General features: G+C 67.1%; 26 protein-coding genes and 1 tRNA gene. 13 read left to right on the top strand and 14 right to left on the bottom strand.

Annotated elements, in window-relative coordinates; genetic code table 11:
- Nucleotides 1-23: 23 nt before the first annotated feature.
- Both AB0C34_RS30895 and AB0C34_RS30890 read left to right on the top strand, forming a co-directional pair.
- Nucleotides 24-227 (top strand): hypothetical protein, encoded by a 204-nt coding sequence (locus AB0C34_RS30895; protein ID WP_357080804.1) that lies wholly within the window; start codon nucleotides 24-26, stop codon nucleotides 225-227.
- 278 nt (nucleotides 228-505) lie between these two features.
- On the top strand, nucleotides 506-1,669 hold the full coding sequence (locus AB0C34_RS30890; RefSeq protein ID WP_357080801.1) for a tyrosine-type recombinase/integrase: 1,164 nt from the start codon (nucleotides 506-508) through the stop codon (nucleotides 1,667-1,669).
- Between the two features lie 25 nt (nucleotides 1,670-1,694).
- Here the strand turns inward: AB0C34_RS30890 and AB0C34_RS30885 are convergent.
- Nucleotides 1,695-1,767, bottom strand: a tRNA-Asn gene (locus tag AB0C34_RS30885).
- Between the two features lie 198 nt (nucleotides 1,768-1,965).
- On the opposite strand from AB0C34_RS30885, the gene AB0C34_RS30880 reads away from it, so the two are divergent.
- Nucleotides 1,966-2,211, top strand: a complete 246-nt coding sequence (locus tag AB0C34_RS30880) for a hypothetical protein (protein ID WP_357080798.1) — start codon at nucleotides 1,966-1,968, stop codon at nucleotides 2,209-2,211.
- A 50-nt stretch (nucleotides 2,212-2,261) separates the two neighbouring features.
- On the opposite strand, the gene dnaG is transcribed toward AB0C34_RS30880, so the two are convergent.
- The 4 genes from dnaG to AB0C34_RS30860 form a co-directional block, all read right to left on the bottom strand.
- The gene (gene dnaG, locus AB0C34_RS30875) at nucleotides 2,262-4,187 is read right to left on the bottom strand and encodes a DNA primase (RefSeq protein ID WP_357080795.1); all 1,926 of its coding nucleotides are present in this window, start codon (nucleotides 4,185-4,187) and stop codon (nucleotides 2,262-2,264) included.
- 67 nt (nucleotides 4,188-4,254) lie between these two features.
- Nucleotides 4,255-5,514: a deoxyguanosinetriphosphate triphosphohydrolase gene (locus AB0C34_RS30870; protein ID WP_357080793.1), complete on the bottom strand. Its 1,260-nt coding sequence runs from the start codon at nucleotides 5,512-5,514 to the stop codon at nucleotides 4,255-4,257.
- Between the two features lie 6 nt (nucleotides 5,515-5,520).
- Complete coding sequence (locus AB0C34_RS30865; protein WP_357080838.1) at nucleotides 5,521-6,117, bottom strand: YdcF family protein; 597 nt, start codon at nucleotides 6,115-6,117, stop codon at nucleotides 5,521-5,523.
- Nucleotides 6,118-6,283: 166 nt separating this feature from the next.
- Nucleotides 6,284-6,958: an MBL fold metallo-hydrolase gene (locus AB0C34_RS30860; protein ID WP_357080835.1), complete on the bottom strand. Its 675-nt coding sequence runs from the start codon at nucleotides 6,956-6,958 to the stop codon at nucleotides 6,284-6,286.
- A 33-nt stretch (nucleotides 6,959-6,991) separates the two neighbouring features.
- On the opposite strand from AB0C34_RS30860, the gene AB0C34_RS30855 reads away from it, so the two are divergent.
- The 4 genes from AB0C34_RS30855 to AB0C34_RS30840 all read left to right on the top strand — a co-directional run bounded on the left by AB0C34_RS30855 (nucleotide 6,992) and on the right by AB0C34_RS30840 (nucleotide 11,811).
- A complete protein-coding gene (locus tag AB0C34_RS30855) occupies nucleotides 6,992-8,977 on the top strand; it encodes a TPM domain-containing protein (RefSeq protein ID WP_357080790.1) in 1,986 nt (661 codons plus the stop codon).
- A 75-nt stretch (nucleotides 8,978-9,052) separates the two neighbouring features.
- Complete coding sequence (locus AB0C34_RS30850) at nucleotides 9,053-9,472, top strand: SRPBCC family protein (RefSeq protein ID WP_357080787.1); 420 nt, start codon at nucleotides 9,053-9,055, stop codon at nucleotides 9,470-9,472.
- 434 nt (nucleotides 9,473-9,906) lie between these two features.
- Entirely contained in the window at nucleotides 9,907-10,794 is an 888-nt protein-coding gene (locus AB0C34_RS30845; protein ID WP_357080784.1) for a helix-turn-helix transcriptional regulator, read from the top strand.
- Between the two features lie 39 nt (nucleotides 10,795-10,833).
- A complete protein-coding gene (locus tag AB0C34_RS30840; RefSeq protein WP_357080781.1) occupies nucleotides 10,834-11,811 on the top strand; it encodes a zinc-binding dehydrogenase in 978 nt (325 codons plus the stop codon).
- Here the strand turns inward: AB0C34_RS30840 and AB0C34_RS30835 are convergent.
- Both AB0C34_RS30835 and AB0C34_RS30830 read right to left on the bottom strand, forming a co-directional pair.
- Nucleotides 11,798-11,962 (bottom strand): hypothetical protein, encoded by a 165-nt coding sequence (locus AB0C34_RS30835; RefSeq protein WP_357080778.1) that lies wholly within the window; start codon nucleotides 11,960-11,962, stop codon nucleotides 11,798-11,800. The two genes, AB0C34_RS30840 and AB0C34_RS30835, sit on opposite strands and share 14 nt — an antisense overlap.
- Before the next feature lie 66 nt (nucleotides 11,963-12,028).
- The gene (locus AB0C34_RS30830; RefSeq protein ID WP_357080775.1) at nucleotides 12,029-13,270 is read right to left on the bottom strand and encodes an acyltransferase; all 1,242 of its coding nucleotides are present in this window, start codon (nucleotides 13,268-13,270) and stop codon (nucleotides 12,029-12,031) included.
- A gap of 91 nt (nucleotides 13,271-13,361) precedes the next feature.
- Between AB0C34_RS30830 and AB0C34_RS30825 the strand changes: the two genes are divergently transcribed.
- The gene (locus tag AB0C34_RS30825) at nucleotides 13,362-13,970 is read left to right on the top strand and encodes a transcriptional regulator (RefSeq protein WP_357080772.1); all 609 of its coding nucleotides are present in this window, start codon (nucleotides 13,362-13,364) and stop codon (nucleotides 13,968-13,970) included.
- Nucleotides 13,971-14,061: 91 nt separating this feature from the next.
- On the opposite strand, the gene AB0C34_RS30820 is transcribed toward AB0C34_RS30825, so the two are convergent.
- Nucleotides 14,062-14,982, bottom strand: a complete 921-nt coding sequence (locus AB0C34_RS30820) for an NADP-dependent oxidoreductase (protein ID WP_357080769.1) — start codon at nucleotides 14,980-14,982, stop codon at nucleotides 14,062-14,064.
- A gap of 280 nt (nucleotides 14,983-15,262) precedes the next feature.
- Here AB0C34_RS30820 and AB0C34_RS30815 point away from each other — a divergent pair, with 280 nt between their 5' ends.
- Nucleotides 15,263-15,988 (top strand): DUF899 domain-containing protein, encoded by a 726-nt coding sequence (locus tag AB0C34_RS30815; RefSeq protein ID WP_357080766.1) that lies wholly within the window; start codon nucleotides 15,263-15,265, stop codon nucleotides 15,986-15,988.
- A gap of 44 nt (nucleotides 15,989-16,032) precedes the next feature.
- A complete protein-coding gene (locus AB0C34_RS30810) occupies nucleotides 16,033-16,173 on the top strand; it encodes a DUF1707 domain-containing protein (RefSeq protein ID WP_357080763.1) in 141 nt (46 codons plus the stop codon).
- A 305-nt stretch (nucleotides 16,174-16,478) separates the two neighbouring features.
- On the opposite strand, the gene AB0C34_RS30805 is transcribed toward AB0C34_RS30810, so the two are convergent.
- Nucleotides 16,479-17,870 (bottom strand): glycine--tRNA ligase, encoded by a 1,392-nt coding sequence (locus AB0C34_RS30805; protein WP_357080760.1) that lies wholly within the window; start codon nucleotides 17,868-17,870, stop codon nucleotides 16,479-16,481.
- 195 nt (nucleotides 17,871-18,065) lie between these two features.
- On the opposite strand from AB0C34_RS30805, the gene AB0C34_RS30800 reads away from it, so the two are divergent.
- Together AB0C34_RS30800 and AB0C34_RS30795 are read left to right on the top strand one after the other, a co-directional pair.
- The gene (locus AB0C34_RS30800; protein WP_357080757.1) at nucleotides 18,066-18,416 is read left to right on the top strand and encodes a metalloregulator ArsR/SmtB family transcription factor; all 351 of its coding nucleotides are present in this window, start codon (nucleotides 18,066-18,068) and stop codon (nucleotides 18,414-18,416) included.
- Between the two features lie 3 nt (nucleotides 18,417-18,419).
- The gene (locus AB0C34_RS30795) at nucleotides 18,420-18,854 is read left to right on the top strand and encodes a Fur family transcriptional regulator (protein ID WP_357080754.1); all 435 of its coding nucleotides are present in this window, start codon (nucleotides 18,420-18,422) and stop codon (nucleotides 18,852-18,854) included.
- A 244-nt stretch (nucleotides 18,855-19,098) separates the two neighbouring features.
- Here AB0C34_RS30795 and AB0C34_RS30790 read toward each other — a convergent pair whose 3' ends face one another.
- Entirely contained in the window at nucleotides 19,099-19,509 is a 411-nt protein-coding gene (locus tag AB0C34_RS30790) for a hypothetical protein (RefSeq protein WP_357080751.1), read from the bottom strand.
- 14 nt (nucleotides 19,510-19,523) lie between these two features.
- Nucleotides 19,524-20,342: an isoprenyl transferase gene (locus AB0C34_RS30785; protein ID WP_357080748.1), complete on the bottom strand. Its 819-nt coding sequence runs from the start codon at nucleotides 20,340-20,342 to the stop codon at nucleotides 19,524-19,526.
- Nucleotides 20,343-20,462: 120 nt separating this feature from the next.
- Here AB0C34_RS30785 and AB0C34_RS30780 point away from each other — a divergent pair, with 120 nt between their 5' ends.
- Complete coding sequence (locus tag AB0C34_RS30780) at nucleotides 20,463-20,843, top strand: DUF1870 family protein (protein ID WP_357080745.1); 381 nt, start codon at nucleotides 20,463-20,465, stop codon at nucleotides 20,841-20,843.
- Here AB0C34_RS30780 and recO read toward each other — a convergent pair.
- The 3 genes from recO to AB0C34_RS30765 all read right to left on the bottom strand — a co-directional run bounded on the left by recO (nucleotide 20,800) and on the right by AB0C34_RS30765 (nucleotide 23,186).
- Nucleotides 20,800-21,579: a DNA repair protein RecO gene (recO, locus tag AB0C34_RS30775; protein WP_357080742.1), complete on the bottom strand. Its 780-nt coding sequence runs from the start codon at nucleotides 21,577-21,579 to the stop codon at nucleotides 20,800-20,802. The genes AB0C34_RS30780 and recO overlap by 44 nt on opposite strands.
- Before the next feature lie 148 nt (nucleotides 21,580-21,727).
- On the bottom strand, nucleotides 21,728-22,333 hold the full coding sequence (locus tag AB0C34_RS30770; RefSeq protein ID WP_357080738.1) for a TetR/AcrR family transcriptional regulator: 606 nt from the start codon (nucleotides 22,331-22,333) through the stop codon (nucleotides 21,728-21,730).
- Entirely contained in the window at nucleotides 22,320-23,186 is an 867-nt protein-coding gene (locus AB0C34_RS30765; protein WP_357080735.1) for an alpha/beta fold hydrolase, read from the bottom strand. Before AB0C34_RS30765 ends, AB0C34_RS30770 begins: the two co-directional genes overlap by 14 nt.
- Nucleotides 23,187-23,454 lie beyond the last annotated feature (268 nt).

The following is a 23,454-nucleotide window of genomic DNA, read 5'->3' as shown; positions in this document are numbered from 1 at the left end:
TGAGAACCAGAGTAGAGAGCGTGATGCGCGAACAGCGTTGGGCGACAACGGAAGAAGCGGCCGAGATCATCCGATGCCATCCCGAGGTGCTTCGTCGATGGAATCGCGAGGGTTCCGCGCCGTTCGCGTTGCCCAGGCCGAAACGCCGTGGTCGTCAGTTCATTTGGGATGTCACGGCGTTGCATGAGGCGATGGAGTCGATTCCGGCCGACGATCGCGCCGCGTAGCCGACATGGTGAGAACGGGTCGGCCACCCCGGGAGTTGGGGGTGCCGGGTTCGGTGCGCTTGACCGAGTTACGCGCCGGGCATTGGCAGGCGGATACGTGGGTGCGTGATCGCAGTGGCCGTCGTCGGCGGCTGAGTCGTGTATCGCCGGACCGCTTCGACAGCCGGGGGCGTCGGATACCTGACAAGGACGGGAGTCGCGCGGCGGAGGCTGTTCGCGCCGGGGCGTCGGCCCTCGCTCCCGATACGGGTGGCGGCGAGGTCACTGCTCGGACAACGGTGGCGGAACTCTGGACGGGGTACCGGGTTTACCTGGTGAAGAAAGGCCGTGCTGACAACACACTGCGCCTGTATGACCGGTGGGCGGCAATGCTGGTAGCCGAGTACGGCTTTCGCCGTATCGGGCCAGAGGAGTTCACGACCGGTACCGCGGAATCGTTCCTGGAATGGGTGGCGGCGAATCACGGCCGCGGTTCGATGCTGAACGCACGCTCGATGCTGTCGGGGATGTTTCGGTTCGCGGTGCGTCGGGGGCCGCTGACGGTGAATCCGGTTCGTGAGGCCGAGATACCGGAGAACGTGGCGCCGAGGGGCCGTACCGGTGGCGCTGCCTATATCGGTATCGAGGATCTGTGCTTCATCCTGGCCTCGGTCTACTGGTCGACGGTGCCGTGTCCGCGCAAGCTGACCAAGGCCGAGCAGAAGCGTGGAATCCGTTCCTACACACCACCGACCGTGGCCGAGTACTGCGATGGCGCTGATCTGGCGGACCTGATCGCGGTCATGGGTGCTGTCGGTCAGCGTCCGAGTCAGGTCCTTGGCTTCGCGTGGCCGTTCTACGACCGCAAGAAGCGCACGATTCAGACGGTCGGCAAGGTGATCCGGGTACCCGGCCGCGGGCTGGTGCGTGTGGTCAAGGACAACGACCCGAAGAACCCACAGGGCACGATCGCGCTGCCCGAGTTCGCCGTGGAAGTGCTCGACCGCCGATGGGAGCAGATGCAGCTGCGCAAGCGCGACTGTCCGCCACCGGATGACTACGAGGTGGATCTGATCTTCCCGTCGTCGGAGTGGACGTTGCGTGATCCGGTGAACGTCAGTCACCAGTGGCAGCGGGTTCGTGAGGCGTTGGGCCTTCCCGACGACGTAAGCCCGTACGCGTTCCGCAAGCTCGTCGCTCTGCTGCTGGACGACCGCGGGCTGTCTGCGCGGGTGACTGCGGACGTGTTGCAACACGCTGATCCGGCGATGACGCAGCGCAAGTACATGGCGCGGGCTCGAGTGCACCATGACGCGGCGGCGGTGATCCACGAAGCGGTGATGGGCGGTTTCGGTCGCAGCGACCAGGACGGCGACGGCGTGGGATCGGTACCGACTTTTGGGAGACTTTCTGGCGCTTTTCCGGGCCTGAATACGAAATCGACCTCTGACCGGTCGCGCTGATGCGCTGGTCAGAGGTCGTTCACCGCTCCCCCATCTGGACTCGAACCAGAAACCTGCCGATTAACAGTCGGCTGCTCTGCCAATTGAGCTATAGGGGACTATCCTGACCCATCCAGTACCGGGCGGGCCGAGGAGAAACTTTAGCGCATAGCCGGGCGCGAGCCCAAATCGCGTCGCTACCTGCTGACTTGTCCGGAATTACAGCAGTGGTGTGCGGGACCATCCGGATCGACAGGCGCGCGGGGCGTCGGGCAGGATGGTAGCCGCGAACACGCGACTGGGAGGAGCACATCGAGATGCTGCGGTTGATCATCGGCGTGGCGGCCGGGTATGTACTCGGCAGCAAGGCCGGTCGGGCTCGATATGAACAGATCAGCGCCGCGCGCCGCGCGTTGACGGAGAGCCCGGTGACCCGCAAACTCGTGCTCATCGGCAGACAGAAACTCGCGGATAAACTCAGCACCCGGCCGCGACTGGAGCCGATGGAGCCGCTCGATGAGCGGACCACCGTCTTGGTGCCACACGACCAACTGCGCCGGTAAGACACAACTGCGGGTGGGTGCCATCCGGGTCCTGGCCGCGCCTGTCGCCGTCAGGCCCCGGTGGCGAAGTCGTCGTGACTGCCCATCGCCTGGGTGAGCAGGCTCTTACGGTACTGCTCCAGCGCGACCAGGTCGCCGAACAGGGCGAAGTAGGCTTCGGGTTGTTCGGTTGAGGACACCCGCTGGAGTTTGGACTTGAGTTCCGCGATCTGACGGCCGACCCACGCTTCCTGAGTGCGGGCCAGCACACCGGAGACGAATCGTGGGATGTCGCGTTCGGATTTCACCGGCAGTGGCTCGTTGGCCAACTCGGACAGCATCGCGCGCACGGTCAGGTCGTCGGTGCGGTCCGCGACGGCGTTGACCCACTCGGCACCGCCCAGCCCGGCCGCTGTCCCGCCCGCTTCGGCGATCAGCGTGCGCACCACCGTGTAGGCGGGATGGGTGAACGCTTCCGGCTCGAGCGCGTCGAAGGCCACGCCGGCCATCGCCGGGTATTGCAGCGCGGCCGCGAGGACCTGGCGTTGTGGCAGCAGCGTGGGATCGTTCGGATTGGGCCGTGCCGCAGGATGTTCGGCGACCACCTCGCGCCGCGGCGGCACGGACGCACGGCTCGCTCCAGGGCGGCCTCCGCCGTTGCGAGTGCGCTTGGCCTCCTCGCCGACCCGGCGCACGACGGTCTGGATATCGTCCCAGCCGACCCAGCCCGCCAGCTTGGTGGCGTAGGCCTTGCGCAGCGCGTTGTCCTTGATCTGCGCGACCACGGGCACCGCGCGACGCAGCGCCTCCACCTGCCCCTCGGCGGTGTCCAAGTTGTGGTCGGCGAGTAGTCCTCGAATCACGAACTCGTACAGCGGGGTTCGACGAGCGACCAGGTCGCGTATGGCGCCGTCACCGGAGTGCTGGCGCAGTTCGCACGGATCCTGGCCGTCCGGCGCGACCGCGATGTAGGTCTGGCCGGCCAGTTTTTGGTCGCCCGCGAAGGCTTTCAGCGCCGCAGCCTGGCCCGCCGCGTCACCGTCGAAGGTGTAGATGATCTCACCGCGCCAGAAGTTGTCGTCCATCAACAGGCGGCGCAGCAGTGACAGGTGCTCGTCCCCGAAGGCGGTACCGCACGATGCGACGGCGGTTTTCACACCGGCGAGGTGCATCGCCATCACGTCGGTGTAGCCCTCCACCACCACGGCCTGGTGCCCCTTGGCGATCTCACGCTTGGCGTGGTCGAGACCGAAGAGCACCTGAGACTTTTTGTACAGCAACGTTTCCGGGGTATTGATGTACTTGCCCGGCATGGTGTCGTCGTCGAAGAGCTTGCGGGCGCCGAACCCGATGACATCGCCGCCGAGATTGCGGATCGGCCACAACAGACGACGGTGGAAGCGGTCGATCGGACCGCGCTGACCTTGCCGCGACAGCCCGGCGGCCTCCAACTCCTTGAAGTCGAAGCCCTTCCGCAGCAGATGCTTGGTCAGCACGTCCCACCCGGCGGGGGCGTAGCCGCAGCCGAACTGCTGGGCCGCCGCCGCGTCGAAATTGCGTTCGGTGAGGTAGTCGCGCGCCGCCTCGGCTCCCGGTTCACGCAGTTGGGACATGTAGAACTCGTGCGCGGCCGCGTTCGCCGCGACCAGGCGGGAGCGAGTGCCCCGGTCGCGCTGGACCGAGGTGCCGCCGCCCTCGTAGTTGATCTGGTAGCCGACGCGATCGGCCATCTGCTCGACTGCCTCGACGAAGCCGACATGCTCGATCTTCTGTAGGAAGGCGAACACGTCGCCGCCCTCACCGCAGCCGAAGCAGTGGAACAGGCCGTGGTTGGGCCGCACGTGGAAGGAGGGGGATTTCTCGTCGTGGAACGGGCACAGGCCCTTCATGGAGTCGGCGCCGGCGCGTTTGAGCGCGACGTACTCCCCCACCACGTCTTCGATCCGGACGCGGTCGCGTATCGCCGCGATGTCGCGATCAGGGAGTCGTCCGGCCACGGCAGTGAGTCTAGGCGAAACCGGGCGGCTACTCGCCCGGTGGCTGGTCACGCCGGGCCCGGGCGAGTTATGCGCTCAACTGCACGGCGACCCGCTCCAAGCGGCTCTCGGTATAGGAGGCGATCTGGTCGACGATGACACGGACGCGGGCGGTGTCATCGGCGGCGGCGGCCCAGAAGGGCAGCAGCAGCGGGTCGAGGCCGTGCGGTGCGGCGGCCAGCAGTCGCTCGGCCACCGTGAAAATGCGCTCGCGCTGGTCGGCCTGGCGCAGCTTGTGCGCCGGATCGGACATCACATAGCGCAACGCGGCCGTTTTCAGTAGCGCGACCTCGGCGGCGACGATATTCGGCACCTCCAGTTCGGCGTCGTAGCGCGAAAGCGGCCGCGAGCCGGCGACCTGCCTGGTCGCCAGGATCGCGGCGGTGGCGAAGCGGCCGACGAGTTCGCTGGTCAGGCGCTTCAACGCGACCGAAGCGGCGAACGTGCCGTCGTAGCCGGCGGCCGCCGCGACCACGGGCAGCTCCGAAAGTCGTTGTGCGGCGGCGATCAGCTCGTCGGCCGACACGGAATGCTGGAAGTGGCCTAGTGCCGCCAGCGCGTCCTGTTCGACGGGGTCGGCGAGGGCGCGCAGGTCGATCCGTCCCGCGAGCACGCCGTCCTCGACATCGTGTACCGAGTAGGCGACGTCGTCGGACCAGTCCATGATCTGGCATTCCAGGCTGCGCTGTCGGTCGGGCGCGCCCTTGCGTAGCCATTCCAGCCGCTCGGCGTCGACGTCGTATGCCCCGAATTTCGTACCGGAACCTGTTCTGCCCCAGGGATATTTCAGTGTCGCGTCGAGAGCGGCGCGGGTGAGGTTGAGGCCGGCGCTGGCGCCGTCGGCCTCGAGCAGCTTGGGTTCGAGGCGGGTGAGGATGCGGAGGTTCTGGGCGTTGCCCTCGAAGCCGCCGTAGGCGTCGGCGAAGGTGTCCAGCGCCTGCTCACCGTTGTGGCCATAGGGCGGGTGACCGATATCGTGCGCGAGCCCGGCCAGGTCGACCAGATCGGGGTCGCTGCCGAGGCCGTCGGCGATGCTCCGGCCGATCTGGGCGACCTCGAGAGAGTGGGTGAGCCGGGTGCGCGGGGTGTCCCCCTCGCGTGGACCCATGACCTGGGTCTTGTCGGCCAGTCTGCGGAGTGCGGCGGAGTGCAGGACCCGGGCGCGGTCCCGGGCGAACTCGGTGCGGTGGCCGGCCTCGAATTCACTGCGCGGCGGGCCGAGGCCCGCGGTCTTCGCGCTCTCGACGACGAGGCGTTCGCTGTCGTGTTCGGTGTAGCGGTGGCCCATCGAGTCTCACTGTCCCGCCGTGTAGGTGAAGTCCGCCGAGAAATGGGCGAGCTGATACCACAGCAACGCGCCGGTTTCCCTGGCGATTCCGTGCGCCTGCGATTCGCGGGTGTAGACGGCGGGACCGGTCCTGGTCGGCGCGGTCCACGCGGCGAGACCCTCGTCGCGGGCCATGGTGCGGGTACGCAGCGAATGCCACGGATCACTGACCAGCACCGCCGAGGACATTCCGCGCGCACGCATCGCGGTCGCGACCGCCTCGACGCTGCGCAAAGTGTCCGACCCGGTCTCCACCGCGAGAATCTTGTCGCCCGGCACTCCGCGCGATTGCAGATAGTTCTTGCCCGAAGCCGCCTCGGTGAACAGGTCGCCTTCCTGTTTGCCGCCCACGGTGATCACCCGTGGCGCGACACCGGCCCGGAACAGCTTGTAGGCCCGATCGAGTCGCGCCTCGAACACCGTGGACGGGGTCCCGGAGTACTGCGCGGCGCCCAGCACCACGATCGCGTCGGCGTTCGTGTAGTCGTCGACCCGCGCGACCTGCCAGACCCGGAAGGCGGTCCCGCCGACCAGCACCGCTCCCATCACCACCGATCCGGCCATCAGTCGCCAAGACCAACGCAGCAAGTTCGCTCCGAGACCTAACGGCCGGGCGCGGCCGGGAGCCGCAACAGCTCTGGTACGCGTCGTTGGCGAATTCACTCCCCAAGTCTGCCAGTAGAGGCCTCACCTCCGGCGAGTTCGGCACCTGAACCCGCCACACCGCGCGCTACCAGCCTCGGGCGCGCCACTCCGCCAGGTGCGGGCGTTCGGTACCGAGTGTCGTGTCATCGCCGTGGCCTGGATAGACAACGGTGTCGTCGGGGTAGCGGTCGAAAAGTTTTGTGGTCACGTCGGTGAACAGGGAGTCGAAATCCTCGGGTGAGGTGGTGCGACCGATACCACCCGGGAACAGCGAGTCGCCGGTGAACAGATGGGTACGGCCGGCCCCGTCGGGGAGGGCGAGGGTGACCGAGCCCGGGGTGTGGCCGCGCAGGTGGATGACTTCGAAGACCAGATCGCCGATCGTGAGGGTGTCGCCGTCGGCGAGGAGACGGTCTGGGCGGACTGGCAGCGGGTCGGCGTCCAGTGTGTGGGCGGCGGTGGGAGCGGCGGTGGCGGCTGTCGTCTCCGTCAGCGCGAGCCAGTGGTCGCGGTGCTGATGGGTGGTGACGATCAACTGGACTTGCCCGGGCGTTTCCTGCGCGACCAGGGCCGCGATGCGATCCGCCTCGTTCGCGGCGTCGATGAGCAGAGTGGCGTCGGTGTGCGCGCACTGCACCAGGTAGCAGTTGTTGTCCATGCCGCCGACCGACATCTTGATGATGCGCGCGCCGGGGACCTCACGTTGCTGCGGGTTCGCGCCCGGGGACACGCGGCCGGTGTACGGGCGATCGATGATCATCACGGAAGGATGCTAACCAGTTAGATTCGTGCCATGCCATTGCCGCTGTTGCACGGCCACGCCCGCTGGACCGCCCGGCTCGCGATCACTGTCCTGCTCACCGGTGCTGCCTTGGTCGGCGCGGCGACGGTCGTGGCGGAACCACCGCTGCGGATGGACACCTATGTGGAGGATCGGGCCGAAGCACTCGACGCGGACCGCATCGGCCGAGTGCGCAGATCGGTGGACCAGTTCTACGCCGACCAGCAGGTGCGGCTGTGGGTGGTGTATGTGCGCGACTTCGACGGGCTCACCCCGGAGACCTGGGCCGGACGTACCGTCTCGATGTCCGGGTTCGGCGCACATGACCTGCTGCTCGCCGTCGCCACCGAGGACCGCAGTTACTCGATCGAGGGCCAGTTGCCCCGCGGTGTCAGCGATTCCGAACTCGACAACCTGCTGACTCGCGAGGTCGAGCCCGCCCTGCGGGACGGTCGCTGGGCTGATGCCGGGATCGCGGCGGCCGACGGTCTGGACTCGGCTATGCGCGAGGGCGGAGTGAGCGGCCGCCTCCTGTCGATCATCGGTCTGGTGATCGCGGCGGTGGTCGGCGGTCTGCTGCTCTACTCGCGTAAGCGGCGCCGTGACCGGGCGAAGGCCGAACTCGCGACCGCGCGACGGCTGGACCCGGAGAATGCGACAGCACTGGCCGCGCTGCCGCTGGCGGCGCTGCACGCGCGGTCGCGCGAGGTGCTGGTGGAGATCGATAACGCGGTCCGCACCAGCCACGAGGAACTCGAACTGGCCACCGGCGAGTTCGGGGCCACCGCGACCACTCCGTTCACCATCGCGCTGGACCGCGCGAAAGCCGCCGCCGCCAAAGCATTCTCGATTCGGCAGCGGCTCGATGACGAGATCCCGGAAACGTTGGAGGAGCAGCGCTCGCTGCTCGTCGATCTGATCGGCACGGTCGGACGCGCCGATCGTGAACTCGACGCGCAGGTCGCCGAATTCGACGCCCTGCGCAATCTGCTGATCAACGCCCCGGATCGACTGGATGGGCTCACCAGGGACCTCATCGACCTCACCGGCCGCGTCCCCGGCTCGGAGGCAGAACTGACCCGACTCACCGCCGCCCAGCCCGCCAGCGTGCTCGCGCCGATCCACGACAATGTGACGATGGCTCATGAGCGAATCGCGTTCGCGGAGCGGAACATCGACGCGGGACGCACCGCGCTCACCCGGCCGGTCGGCGAACAGGGCGGGGCGGTCGCCGCGATCCGGGCCGCCGAGGCGGCGATCGGCCAGGCCCGCACCCTGCTCGACGCGGTCGACAACGCGGCGACCACCATCCAGCAATCGCGGGACGGATTACCCGCGGTGCTGGACGAGCTGCGTCGCGACATCGCCTCCGCCACCGAGCTTTCCGCCTTCGGCGGGGCCGAATTGTCCGCCGCCACCGCCGCGGCACGGGCCGCCCTGGACCGGGCGACCGCCACCGCGGACACCGACCCGCTGACCGCCTTCCACGACTCGGTCACCGCCGACAGCGACCTGGACCGCGCGCTTGCCGGGGCCACCGACCGAAAACTCGCCGCCGAGGACCTGCGGCGCAGGCTCGACCGTGCGCTGAGCGATGCCCGCTCCCGGGTGGGTTCGGCCGCCGACTACATCACCACCCGACGCGGTGGCATCGACGCCGAGGCGCGCACCCGGCTGTCGGAAGCGCAGCGCCATCTCGACGATGCGCAGCGGCTGAGCACGGGCGATCCGGCGCGGGCGCTCACCCACGCGCAGGCAGCGGCAGATCTGGGCGGGCGCGCTGTGCGAGCGGCACAGGCGAGCGTGCGCGCGTGGGAACGCAGTCAGGCGCCGTCCGGCAGCGCGCAGGCGGGGGCTGTACTCGGCGGCATTCTGATCGAGGGGATGTTGCGGGGAGCGACGACCGGCGCCCGGCGCTCGGGGTCGGGCGGTTGGGGCGCGGGCTCCTACGGCGGTTCGACCGGCTCCCGGCGGATCAGTCGCGGCGGACGATTCTGACCACGGCTCGAATCGGTACTTCGGTTTCGATCATCTACGAGCGGACCGTAGGCATTCGTGCCACGCTCGTATGCCATGCACTTCGAGACCACCATCGATATCGATGCGAACCCCGAAACGGTCTGGCAGATCCTCACGGATATCGAAACCTGGCCGGAATGGACCGAATCCATCCGCAGTGTGCGACGGCTCGACAGCGGCGAGTTCACCATCGGCAGCCGAGCCGAGGTCCGCCAACCTCGACTGCTCACAGCCATCTGGACAGTCACCGAACTGAACCCAGGCAGAAACTTCACCTGGCGTGCGACAAGCCCCGGTGTCACCACCAGCGCCGGCCACGAGCTGATCGACCGGGTCGGCTCGGTCACCGTCCGCCTCGTCATCGACCAGACAGGATCGCTCGGATGGCTGTTCGGGTGGGCCACTGCGCGCCTCACCCGTCGCTACCTCGCGATGGAATCTCACGGCTTGAAGCAGCGCGCCGAATCGAGATGAGGGTGCCGGCGAAGACGGTGTCCAAATACACGAGGTTCTAAAACCCGATTGCCGAGGTTGGTGTCGCGGGTTACGACGACTTCTTACCTCCGGTAACGCCCACATCGCAGTGGTTCTCGGCGGTCGGCGCTCGCGCTCGATGCCCTCTCTCGGCGGTTGCGTTCGTCCTGGATGAGGGCGTTGGGCGTCCAGTCCACGCGCGCGCTACGCGGAGTCAGGGGTCATGTTCGCCGCGTCGTGGTCTCGCGTTCGTGCTCGACGCGGGCAACATCGCGGGCGATTTCAGCGCGGGTACCTCGGCGGTCAGGCATGCACTGGCCGGACAGAACGCGTGGTCAACGGCATGAATGGACGTTCGCCGCGGTCGGCGTCGCAATTCCGGCCCGATTCGAGGTAGGTGCCGAGGCGCAATAACGTCGATCTATCGTAGATCCGTGAGCACTACCTCTCTGAACCAGGAACCCGACCGTGGCATGGCCCGGGACCGCCGTCGGGAGGAATTGCGGGAGTTTCTGCGTAGTCGACGCGAGCGGTTGGTTCCTTCGGCAGTGGGGCTGCCCGAAGCCGGGCGACGACGCACACCAGGGTTGCGGCGCGAGGAAGTCGCGGTATTGGCGGGGGTTGGCGTGTCTTGGTACACGTGGCTCGAGCAAGGCCGCGATATCAAGGTGTCCGACGACGTGCTCGACGCGGTCGCGCGCGCGTTGCTATTGGACGACATCGAACGCGCTCACCTGTACCGGTTGGCGGGCCTGAATCCGCCACAACAGCAGGCGGCGCCGTCGATTCCGGCATCACCGCAGATGCGGCGTCTGCTCGACACCTGGGCTCCACGGCCGGGCTATATCCGGGACCGGCACTGGAACTTCACCGCGGTCAACGATGCGGCGCGGGCGGTGTTCGGCTATGGCCTTACCGACCACAACTGCCTGACGTCGTTCTTCACCAACATGCGGTTGCGGGTGGTGCACCAGCAGTGGAATGAGATCGCCCCGGCGGTGGCCGCCGGGTTCCGCGCCGACGCCGGCCGCTATCCCGACGATCCCGAGTTCGACCGCATCGCAGGGGATCTGGCACAGGTCAGCACGGAATTCGCCGAACTGTGGGCGCGTCACGACGCGGCCGAGCATTCCACCGCGGTCAAAGCCGTCGACCACCCCGACGTCGGGGTGATGGTGTTCGAAGCAACCCTGTTCCCGTTGCCTGACCATCCCGGACACCACCTCATCCTGCACAACCCGGTCCCCGGCACCGAGACCAGTGCACGGTTGGAGCGATTGCTGCGCGCTCAGCCTGGTGGTGGCACACCCCCCATGAACTGACACTGCCTATCAAGGTGCGGGGACCGCAGGATTGGTGCCATGAGCAACATGCAGATGAAGGCAGTCACCATCCCCGAGTTCGGCCCCGCTGAGGTGCTGCGCGAAGCCGCCGTGAAAATCCCCGAGCCCGGGCCGGGTCAGGTCGCCATCGATGTGGCCTTCGCCGGTGCGAACTTCGCCGAGATCCTCTACCGGCAAGGCTTGGTCGACGTTCCGCTGCCGTTCGTGCCCGGCATCGAGATCTCCGGCTACGTCCGCGCTGTGGGAGCCGCTGTGGTGGGACTGACTGTCGGTCAGCCGGTGGCCGCGTTGACCATCGTCGACAGCGGCGGGTACGCCGAGGTGGCGGTCACCGCCGCGGACCTGGTCGCGCCGATCGATGAGCGGTCGCTGAGCCTGGCCACGGCTGCGGCGTTGCCGTCTAACAGCACCACCGCTTTCCTGGTTCTCGACCGCGTCGCCCACATCGAACCCGGCGAGAGTGTGCTGGTACATGCCGCCGCCGGTGGTGTCGGCAGCCAGCTCGGCCAAGCGGCCCGCCTGTTGGGCGCGGGTCGCGTGGTCGGCACTGTTAGCGCCCCTGAGAAGATCGCGACCGCCACCGCGTTCGGCTACGACGAGGTGATCCTGCGCGACCAGCTCGCCGACGTGGGCGAGTTCGACATCGTGGTCGACATGGTCGGCGGACCCACACGCCGCGCCAGCCTGGACCGGCTCGCTCCGATGGGTCGCATGGTGGTGATGGGCAACGCTTCCGGCGCCGCGGACGTCGGGATGTCGGCCAACGAACTATGGTTCAGCAACAAAACGGTCTGCGGGTTCAACTTGGCCGCCTTTTCCGCCGCCTATTCCGCCGATGCGGGAACCGCACTGCGTCGCGCGGTCGCCGCTGCCGCCAACGGAGACCTCCGGATCCAGGTCGAGATCCTGCCCCTGCATCAAGCGATCGAGGCGCACCGTCGCATCGAGTCCGGCTCCACTACAGGCAAATTGGTACTCGAAGTCACGCCTGCTTGATCCGCACACACCGGCCTTCAGGTCCACGCAGCCCCGTGGCCGACAGCACGAGCGAGACACTGAACCCAGGCAGAAACTTCACCTGGCGTGCGACAAGTCCCAGTGTCACCACCGCCGGCCACGAGTTGATCGACCGAGTCGGCTCGGTCACCGTCCGCCTCGTCATCGACCGCAGGTGCGCTCGGACGCCCCTAGCGCGCGGCACTCGCGATTAGGGTCAGCAGACGGCGACTCTCGACAACGCGGTCAACTCCGCACGCACCGCCGCGAGCAAACCCTCGGCGGGCGCGCTGCCCCCGAGCAGACCGACAATCAGTTCGGCCGCGAACGTGTAAACCAGGAAGGTGACCGCGGCGGAGGCGCCCGTGGACGGCCGGGGGTGCGCTGAGACGTAGACGATCTCGTAGTCGGTCAGCTCGATAGCGGCGGGGGTGCGGAACGCGGGAACGATGCCGGTATTGGTCACCGCGATATGACCGGCCAATGAGTGGATTCGGGTCGCACCATAGAAATCCGGAAAATGCAGGACGGACTGGTGTACGACGCCTTCGGACAGATCCTGGGCCAGCTGACCGGAAATACGCTGAGCGAGTGCGATGAGACCACCCGCGGGATCGACCTCGGCGGCGAACGAGGCCACCCCGGCCATATTCGTGCCCGCTGCCGCGGCGACGGGCGGATCGAGCCGTGCACGCAGGTTCACTGGGTACAGACAACTCAACGCCAGCGCACCGCCCACGTTCTCGGTCGCGTACGCGCGCAGCAGCGCGGCGGTGATGAGGCCGTTCACCGTGACACCCGGCTGACCGCCGAGCTCGACGATCCGCGCGGTGGCGGCCCGATCCAGCCGTACCCGGAGTGGGCGCGCGAGCGTCCTCGACACTGGCTCGGCATTGTCGGCGGGTTCGGCGCGCGCCGGCGTGCACAGCGGTTTGGTCACGTCCTCAAAGCCCGACTTGACAGACCTGGTGATCCCGCGCGCCGTGACATGCCACTCCAGCGGTTTCGGATAGTCTTGTGGCACAACCGATATCGGCGATCCTTCGACGATGTCGGTGTAGAAATCCCAGAGCCGGGACAACAGTTCCACGCAGTGCCCGGCATCGGCGATGCCATGGTGGGCGAACATCGTGACGCGCCAGCGGTCCGCGCCCGCGGCGACGACATCCAGATAGGCCAGCTGCGCGGCGGGGTCCACCGCGGGAACGCCGACGCTGTCCACGTCACCTTGGCGCACCGACACCGAGTTCCACATCCGCTCGTCGGGATCGAGCAGATACCCCTGTCCCGCACCATCTTCCACGACGCGGCAGCCAACTACCGGGTACGCGCGCCGCAGCGTATCGAAGGCCGCCTCGAGCGCCGTGGGGTCGAGAGCTCCCCGTACCGAGATCGATCGGCCCGTGTAGGTGCCGTGCCGTACGAACCGCTGCTCCGACGGCGCCAGAGCGCGCAGCACGCCATCATTTTCCCGCAACACATCGCAAGCGTGCGGCAACTCGGACGCGGGTGCAAACCCAGCGGGTAGGCGGATGCGGAAGACTGCCGGTATGAGTCTCGCGGCACACCTGGAGGAGATCGGCCGTCCCCTGGTCGAGGAACAGCGCACCCACCCCACCGTAGCGGGTATTGCCGACGGCACGCTGCCCGAACCGGTCTTCCGATCCTGGTTGGAGCAGGACTATCTGTTCCTGCTGGACTACGTCCGGGTATTCGCCCGGCTCGCCTGGCAGGCGCCCGCGGACCACCTCGGTGACCTGGTCGACCTCGCGCACGCCACCTACCACGAGGAGCTCGCGCTGCACCGTTCGCTGGCCGCCGAGTTCGGCGCCGACCTCGACGGCGCGCGAAAAGGCGCTCCGTGCGCCGCGTATACGGCGTTCCTCCTCGACTCGGCCGCCTCGTACAGCGAGGGCCTTGCCGCGCTCTATCCGTGTATGTGGGGATATTCGACACTCGGCGCACAGCTCGTCCGGAACCCGCCCGCGGAGCCACGCTACCGCCGATGGGTGGACACCTACGCCGATCCCGGCTTCGCCGAACTCGCCCGCCGCTGCGCGCAGATGATCGATGAGGCGGGCGCCGATCCAGCGCGGGCGGAACAACTGTTCCGGGAAGGGATGCGCCACGAACTCGCGTTCTGGGACGTTCCGCACTGAATCGCCCGCCCCGGGAGCTGCCCGGTCGGTGCGAGCCCGGAGCGCCTGACGCACCGGCTCCGGTCCCTGGATCAGACCGGCGACCGTGCCTTCAGGGATGCAGCACGATCTTGCCGCGGGTATGGCGCTGCTCGAGTTCGCGATACGCATCCTGCACACGGTCGAGCGGATAGACCGCGGCGATCGGAACCTGGATGGCGCCCGCGGCGGCTTGGTCGGCGAGTTCGGCTAGGACATCGATGGTGCCCGCCGCCGCGTTGCCCTCACCTTTGACGCCGTACTTCTCCACAGCGGCGAAGTTGATGATGGTGTCGATGCGCTCTACCGGGACGCCGAGTTCCATGGCGATGTCCACGTAGTCGCCGCCGAAGGTGTCGATGAACGCGTCCAGACCCCCCGGGGCCGCGGCACGCAACGCGTCGATCAGGTTGTCGCCGTAGGCGACCGGGATCACGCCTACCGAGCGCAGCCATTCGTGGTTGGTTTCGCCCGCGATGCCGATGACCTCGGCGCCCCTGGCGCGCAGCAGTTGCACCGTGATCGAACCGACTCCGCCGGCCGCGCCGGAGACCGCGACGGTGTCGCCTGCCTCGGCGGCTACGGCGCGCACCGCGGCGAAAGCCGTCGTGCCCACGATGTACAGAGCCCCGGCGACATCCCAGTCCAGACCGGCGGGCTTGGGCGTCACCTGATCAGCGGGCACCAGCACGTGGGTCGCATGGCTGGTCCGGCCTTCGGTGAATCCGAGCACCTCGTCACCGACCCGGATTCCCCCGACCCCGTCGCCGACCGCCGCGATCCGGCCCGCGAAATCGCTCCCCTCGCCGGACGGGAACGTCGCCGGCCAGCGTTCGTGCAGCATGCCGCTGCGAATCAACGCCTCACCCGGGTTGATCCCTGCCGCGACGACCTCGACGAGCACCTTCCCCGGACCCGCTTTCGGCGTCGGCACCTCGACGACCTTCAACTCGTCGATTCCGCCGTAGCGGTCGAACATCACTGCTGTCGCCATACGTAGCTCCTCACCTCTGGGTGATCTACGGCATGTCGAGCGCCATCGGCGGCGCCGTCAGACCGGATATTTCCACCCGCCACCGACCGAAACATGCCGGTTCTCGCCCGCCACCACCGTGCTGGTCCCCGCCGCGCGAAAGAAAGCACCGGCCCTTGGGAGCGCACGCCCAGGCCCCTGCACGAGTTCACGGTCCGATAGCCGGTGAGTTTGCCTCGGCAAAACCGGTCTACCTCTACACAAGCACCGTCCCCCGGACAACACACCAGGAAGGCAGCCCATGAACCGTCCAGCCGTGGCATCACGCGAAGACTGGCTGACCGCGCGCACGCGACTGCTCGCCGAAGAAAAGGCGATGACTCATCGAATGGACGAGTTGACCGAGCGGCGCCGTGCCCTGCCGATGGTTCTGGTCGACAAGGACTACATTTTCGAAGGCCGCACGGGCAAGGCCACCCTCGCCGACCTGTTCGACGGTCGCCGTCAGCTGATCGTCTACCACATGATGTGGCGCTGGGATCTGGATGCGGGCTGCCCGAGTTGCGCCCTGCTCCTCGACAACGTCGGTCATCTCGCCCATCTGAACGCGCAGGACACCACGTTCGCGGCAGTGTCGCGCGGCCCGTGGGAAACCCTGGACCGATACCGCGAACGGATGTGCTGGACCTTCCCGATGTATTCGTCGCTCGGCAGCGACTTCAACTACGACTTCCACGCCACCCTGGACGAAGCCATCGCGCCGGTGGAGTACAACTATCGCACCAAGGCCGAACTAGAGGCCGCGGGTCTCACCTGGCACACCGACGGCGAGCAGCCCGGCACCAGCGTCTTCTGGCGGGATGACGACGACACGGTGTTCCATACCTACTCCTCTTATGGCCGCGGCGGCGACATCTTGATCGGCACCCATCACTACCTCGACCTCACTCCGCTCGGCAGGCAGAAGCATGTCGGCGAAGCCCTACACCACGACAGCTACGGAGCCGCCGAATCGCGCTGTCACTGACCGGTCGCAGCGCGCAACGGACCTGCTGGACCTCCGTTGACACCGTGGGCGAGGAACACGTGCGGGCGTCCGACGCCGATCGAGAGACGATCGTCGACCAACTACGTCACGCGATGAATGAAGGCCGACTGTCGCTGGGCGAGTTCGACGATCGGGTGCAGCAGGTACACGCTGCCAAGACCTAGGGCGAGCTGACGCCGCCGCTCTCCGATCTTCCCGCGCAACAGGATTCGCGACCGGCGCGGACCAGCGGGCTCGTTCCGCACTCAGAGACGATCATGTGAGTTCCGTGGGTCTTCGTCAATGCGCTGCGCGTCGCCATTTACCTCGGGACCGGCGCAGGCTATTTCCGGCCGTTCTGGGTAGCGGTGCCGTGGGGACTCGCACTGCTCATTCCGACCACAATCGGCATCTCGGCGCGCAAGGACAGTTCCTGACCGAGACAGAACGCCCCGCGGCCGATTCCGGCCATGGGGCGTTCTCGGGTCGGTCAGGCACCGATCAGGTGCTGAGCCAGGTATCCCTCGACCTTGTCCAGTGCGATGCGCTCCTGGGTCATCGAGTCGCGTTCGCGGATGGTCACCGCCTGGTCCTCGAGCGTCTCGAAGTCGACAGTGATGCAGAACGGGGTGCCGATCTCGTCCTGGCGGCGGTAGCGACGGCCGATCGCGCCCGCGTCGTCGAACTCGACGTTCCAGTTTCTCCGCAGTTGCGCGGCGAGGTCTTTCGCCTTCGGCGTCAGATCGGCGTTGCGGGAGAGCGGAAGCACCGCCGCCTTCACCGGGGCGAGCCGGCGATCCAGGCGCAACACGGTGCGGGTGTCCACACCGCCCTTGGCGTTCGGGGCCTCGTCCTCGGCGTACGCGTCGACCAGGAAGGCCATCAGCGAACGGGTCAGACCCGCTGCCGGTTCGATGACGTAGGGGATGTAGCGCTCGTTGGTGGTCTGGTCGAAGAAGCTCAGTTCGGTGCCGGAGTGCTCGGAATGCGTCTTGAGATCGAAATCGGTGCGGTTGGCGACGCCCTCCAGCTCACCCCACTCGTTGCCCTGGAAGCCGAAGCGGTACTCGATGTCGGTGGTGCCGGCCGAGTAGTGCGAGAGTTTGTCCTTCGGGTGCACGAACAACCGCAGGTTCTCGGGGGTGATACCGAGGTCGGTGTACCAGGAGAACCGGGTCTCGATCCAGTACTTGTGCCACTGCTCGTCCTCGCCCGGTTTGACGAAGAACTCCATCTCCATCTGCTCGAACTCACGGGTGCGGAAGATGAAGTTGCCCGGGGTGATCTCGTTGCGGAAGCTCTTGCCGATCTGCGCGATACCGAACGGCGGCTTCTTACGGGCGGTGGTCATCACGTTCGCGAAGTTCACGAAGATGCCCTGGGCGGTTTCCGGGCGCAGGTAGTGCAAGCCCTCCTCGGATTCGATCGGCCCGAGGTAGGTCTTGAGCATCATGTTGAAGTCGCGCGGCTCGGTCCAGCGGCCGACGGTGCCGCAGTTCGGGCAGGCGAGCAACTCCATCGAGACCGTGTCCGGGTCGTCGATCTTGTTCTTCAGTGCGTACGCCTCCTGCAGGTGGTCCTGCCGGAAGCGGTGGTGGCAGTTCAGGCATTCGACCAGCGGATCGTTGAACACGCCGACGTGGCCGGAGGCCACCCACACCTGGCGCGGCAGGATCACCGACGAGTCGAGGCCGACGATATCGTCGCGGCTGGTGACCATCGCGCGCCACCACTGCTTCTTGATGTTCTCCTTGAGTTCGACACCCAGCGGACCGTAGTCCCATGCCGACTTGGTGCCTCCGTAGATCTCACCGCTCGGGTACACCAGACCCCGGCGCTTGGCGAGGTTGGCAACGGTGTCCACCTTCGACTTGGGTGCCACTCGAGAATTCTCCATCCACTACGAGTCGGATTGTTGTGTCGAAACGACACTATTGTGTTGGCGCAATACTGCGATGGTGCCCAGCCTATCGGCACTCCCCAGGCAGGTCTTAATCGCACGCCTCGGCGTGCCCATTTGACATGCGCACCTATGCATACGCAAACTGGTAATGCTTTCCATTAAGGAGTTGGTGACATGACCTCCGAGACCGCTGCTGCGCCACCGCACAACCCGTATCGGTCCCCCGCCCCCGCGGCGGTTCCCGCGCGAACCGTGCTGGAAGACGCGGGCGAGCTGTTACGGGCGCTGGCCGCTCCGGTCCGGATCGCGATCGTACTGCAGTTGCGCGAGTCGCCACGCTGCGTACACGAATTGGTCGACGCGCTAGGCGTCACCCAGCCACTGGTCAGCCAGCATTTGCGTATCCTCAAAGCCGCCGGCGTCGTGCACGGCGAGCGGTCGGGTCGCGAAGTCCTGTACGAACTCGTCGACGACCACCTGGCGCACATTGTCGTCGACGCCGTCGCACACGCCGAGGAAGGGTGATTCGTGCCAGACAACACGGCCGCTCCGCAGAAACCGGTCGGCATCCGCAGCACCAGACAGCGCAGCGCCATCGCCGCCCTGCTCGGTGACATCGACGAGTTCCGCTCCGCCCAGGAGTTGCACGACGAACTGCGCAAACGCGGCGAAGGCATCGGCCTCACCACCGTCTACCGGACCCTACAGTCGCTCGCCGACGCCGGCCTGGTGGACGTGCTGCGCACCGACTCCGGTGAATCCGTCTACCGGCAGTGCTCGACCGGCCACCATCACCACCTGGTCTGCCGGCACTGCGGTCGCACCGTCGAGGTGGAGGGCCCAACGGTCGAGGCATGGGCCGAGGCGATCGCGAGCGAGCACGGCTTCACCGACATCAGCCACACTTTGGAGGTGTTCGGCACCTGCACGTCGTGCGTGCCGGCGAGACACCGCACGAGCTGATCGGCGAGTCTCCCGAGCGGTTCGGTCGACGGCGCCGAGCCAACCAGAAGCGCCGACCAGGGCTGTCGGTGACCGAACTCAGCCCACCGGAACCGGATCCCGCGTCGGTAGCCGTGTCTGCGCGGGTCGAGCGCGCAGACCCTCTGGACAGCTCGGAGTACCGCGTCTACCTGGTCACCATCCCGCTTACACCGACGGATGAAGCAGGGGTGTCACGGCATAGGTTATGACGGCTGTCGCGCCGTCAGGGCAGCAAACCGTGCCTGGCCCGGCCCGCATTGGACAGCACGAGCAGCAGCATCGTGGTCAGTGCCTGGTCCTCCAGCCCCGCGGCCGGGAAGGTGTATCGGAGGATGACGTCGGCGAGCTTGCCGTGCCCGATCACGGTGAGCGAGCCGAACTGCAGAGCATTGTTGCGCTCAGCGACCCGCTTGTGCAACTGCGGCTTGAGCGGCCGATCCCAGGCCAGCACGCAGGTGAGGGTCAGCACGTCCAGGCCGGGCGCGAGATTCACCGCGCGCAGCGAGCACAGCGCTCCGTCGTATTGGAACCCGAGCGATCCATCGGATTCGACGCGGACATCGATGTCGTAGTGCGATAGACAGGCTCCGGCCCGCGCCTGTAGCTCTCGCTCCGGGGTCACCGCTGCGTCCATGTCCGTGCCACCGTTCACTTGGTGCCGCCGAAACGGCGGTCACGCGAAGCGTACTGGAGACACGCCTCCCACAGATTGCGCCGGTCGAAATCGGGGAAAAGCGTGTCCTGGTATACGAATTCGGCGTAGGCCGACTGCCAGATGAGGAAGTTGGAACTGCGGAACTCGCCAGAAGGGCGCAGGAACAGATCCACGTCGGGCATATCGGGCTCGTCCAGATACTTCGCCACCGTCGCTTCGGTGACTCGCTCCGGATCGATCTCGCCCGCCGCTACCCGGCGTGCGATCTCTCGTGCCGCATCGGCGATTTCGGCCCGACCACCGTAATTGACGCACATGGTCAGGGTCATCACCGTGTTGTTCTTGGTGAGTTTCTCGGCGGTCTCCAGTTCATTGATCACGCTGCGCCACAGGCGCGGTCGCCGTCCAGCCCAGCGCACCCGCACGCCCATCTCATGCATCTCGTCTCGGCGGCGACGGATCACGTCGCGGTTGAAGCCCATGAGGAAGCGCACCTCATCGGGGCTGCGGCGCCAGTTCTCCGTGGAGAAAGCGTAGGCCGACAACCACTTCACCCCGATCTCGATGCAGCCTTCGACCGTGTCCATCAGTACCGCCTCGCCGCGCTCGTGCCCGGCGGTGCGCGGCAGCCCGCGCTCCTGCGCCCACCGTCCGTTGCCGTCCATCACCAGCGCGACATGGTGGGGAACCAGTTCCGGTGGCACCTGCGGCGGCCGAGCTCCCGACGGATGCGGCGAAGGCGGACGGACGACGCCTGCGATATTCGGCCTGGTCGCGGTGGAAGAGTCTCGGCGGAGGATCACGGCCTCCATCCTGCCTGATCGCCGCAGCACGCTGTAGTGCCGAGTGCTTCCTGATGAATTCCGGGTTCTCGTCGGCAACAGTGACCTATTCTTTTCCATATTGTGACGCTGGGGAGGGGATTCTCGCACGTGACCGACTTACCAGGCACCGGGACTGCAGCCGGTTTCCGCGCCACTCGCGAATTACTCGGGCTCCCGGTTCCCTGGTGCGCACGATTCTTCGAGGTCGCCGAGCGCACGGTCGAGCGGTGGGAGAAGGGCGCCTTCCAGATTCCCGACGCCGCGGCCCGCGAGCTCGCCGCGATCGCGGAAGAAACCGAGCAGGTGGTCGAGGCCATGATCGACGCCATCGACGCCGGCGAGATCTCCCCGCGCCTGCACACCTACCGAACCAACGACAACTACTGCAAGCACGAGCCGGATACCCGCTACCCAGCCACCTGGCACCGCGCGGTGTGTGCTCGCGTCATGGTCGAGCTGCCCCAGGTAGAGCTTCAATTCGTGGAGTAGTAGCGGCCGACCGCTCGATCAGCGGCAGCGTACGCAACTGACGCTCCAGATGCCACTGGAGATGTGCCGCGACCAGGCCACTCGCCTGTCTGCGCACCACATCCGGCACCGTCTCGACATATTCCCAGTCGCCGCGCCGCAGGGCGATCAGCAAATCGAGCACACCCGGGGAAGGCGTCGCCGCACCCGGCGGGCGGCAGTGCACACACACCGCGCCGCCGGCCGCGACGTGAAAGGCTCGATGCGGACCAGGTGTCGCGCACTTGGCGCATTCGTCCAGCGCGGGCGCCCACCCCGCGAACCCCATGGCGCGCAACAGGAACGCGTCCAGAATCATGTCGTGCGGGCGTTGCTTGGCCGCGATGGCGCGCAACGCGCTCGCGGTCAGCGCGTGCAGCCGGGGCGCGGGAGCGCGTTCCTCGCCCGCCAGCCGCTCGGCGGTTTCCAGCACGGCACACGCGGTGGTGTAGCGCCCGTAGTCGTCGATGATGTCGGCAGCGAACGCCTCCATCGTGTGCACCTGAGTAACGGTGTCGAGCGTGCGCCCCGGATGGAGTTGCACATCGATATAGGAGAACGGCTCCAGCCGAGCCCCGAACCTCGATTTGGTTCGCCGCACCCCCTTGGCGACCGCCCGCACCAGACCGTACTGCCGGGTGAGCAGCGTGACGATACGATCCGCCTCGCCGAGTTTGTGCTGGCGCACCACCACAGCCTCATCCCGATACAAACGCACGTCGTCATCTTCCCACGCGCGTCCGACCACCCGGCGCAGACGCGGCTACCCGCGTGCTGCGCCGCCCAGCCTCGTCGCGCCGACGATGCGAGGCAGACGGTTCTCTGCCGGTGGGGGCCGCGATAGCGCTTCAGTCGCCAGTGCTGCTTCAGTCGCCGGTTCGCAAAAGTCCGGAGATCAACAGCAGCACCGACTGCTGAGTCTGCGCACGGGTGGTCTCCGGGTCGGTGGCGTGCGCGACGATCAAGGCGGCCTCGCTGATCACGCTGATCACGAGTTGGGCGAGCACCGGGACCGGAGCATCGGCGATCAGTCCGCCGGCCCGGGCGCGCTCGAGCTGGGTGGTGATCAAGCCGAGGCCGTGCGCCGATTCGAACTCTCGCCACGCCTGCCAGCCGAGTACGGCGGGTGCGTCGGTGAGTCCGATCCGCAACATCGCCGGCCGCTGGCAGATCTCCAGGAAGACACCGAGTCCGACGGACATTCCGGCCATCACGTCGTCGGAATCGACCGACGCGATCGCCTTCTCGATCTCCTCGGTGGCCTCGACCTCGATCTGCTCGAGCACGGCGCGAAACAGTCCCCGCTTGTCGCCGTAGTGGTGGTGTAGCGCGCCGCGAGTGACCCCGGCCTCGGTGACCAATTCTTCGGCCGAGGTCGCCGCGAAGCCCCGCTCGGTGAACAAGCGGCGTCCGGCCTGCTCGAGCGCAGCCCTGGTGGCGCGGGAGCGGTCTTCCTGGCTACGGCGTGGCATGCAGCCGAGTGAACTCCAGGATCGCTTCGGTGAGCAACTCGGGCTGATCTTCTGGAAGGAAGGTGTAGGAGTCGTCGATCAGTCGCACGGTGGCGTTCGGCAGGTCGCGGGCCAGACGCTCGGCGAACGAGACCGGGAAGACGCGGTCGGCACGAGCCCAGGCCAGCAACACCGGGAGGTCGATCTCGCCGAAGTGCCTCGCGGCGGCCAGCGTGTAGCGGGGCTGCACGGATATCAAGAAGCGACGCAGGTCTTTTCGGATCGCAGCCGAGTTCCGACTCGGCAGCAGATACGAGTCGATGATCTCGGGTGGCACCGGCCGCTTGGCAACCCAACCGAAGGTCAGCGGGAGACGGTGCAGCGCCCGGATACGCATCGACTCGGTCAACAGGCGGATCGACCCGGGGATTCGCGCCAACGGCGGCAGCACCGAGAACGGCCGAGGAAAGAAGCTCTCGTAGCTGTCGACGGATGCGAGCACGACGCGGCCGATCCTGGACCGGTCCCGGGTCAGCAGGATTTGGGTGATCGCGCCACCGGTGTCGTTGGCGACCAGGGTCACGTCGGTGAGGTCGAGCCGCGCGAGGAATGCGGCGATCAGGTCGGCGACGCCGACCGGGGTCAGGTCCGCGTTCGGGACCGGGATCTGGTGCGCGCCGAGCGGCAGGTCCGGTGCCAGGCAGCGGTAGCCCGCGGCGGCGACCGCCGGTACCACCTTGCGCCACAGGTCTGCGTTGACGAGCAAGCCGTGCACGAACACGACCGCAGCGCCCGCCCCGGTCTCGTGATACCGGATACGACCGCCGGGCAAGTCCACCTCGCGGGCGGGACCGAGTGCTGCGCTGATTGCCATGGGTACCTCCTGGTCGTCGCGATTCCTTACCACTGTTACATACATACAGAATGTATGTCTAGGTCAGGAAGGGGCCACCCCCTCGACATGGGCGCTTGATCAAGTAAGCGCTCAGCGTTGCCGAAACTGTCGAGTGCGACCACGCGGTTGCGGCTAGTCGGCAACTAGCGTGACGGGCATGGAGCGGTAGGCGTGCAGGTTCCGCAGGTGGTGTGGGACCGGCGGGCCGTCCAGGCGCAGATCCGGGTATCGCTCGAAGAGGGCGCGC

The sequence above is a fragment of the Nocardia sp. NPDC049220 genome (assembly GCF_040647855.1).
Classification (GTDB): Bacteria; Actinomycetota; Actinomycetes; order Mycobacteriales; family Mycobacteriaceae; genus Nocardia.
Note: the sequence above shows the minus strand (reverse complement) of the source record. Positions and strands in the feature narration are given on the sequence as shown.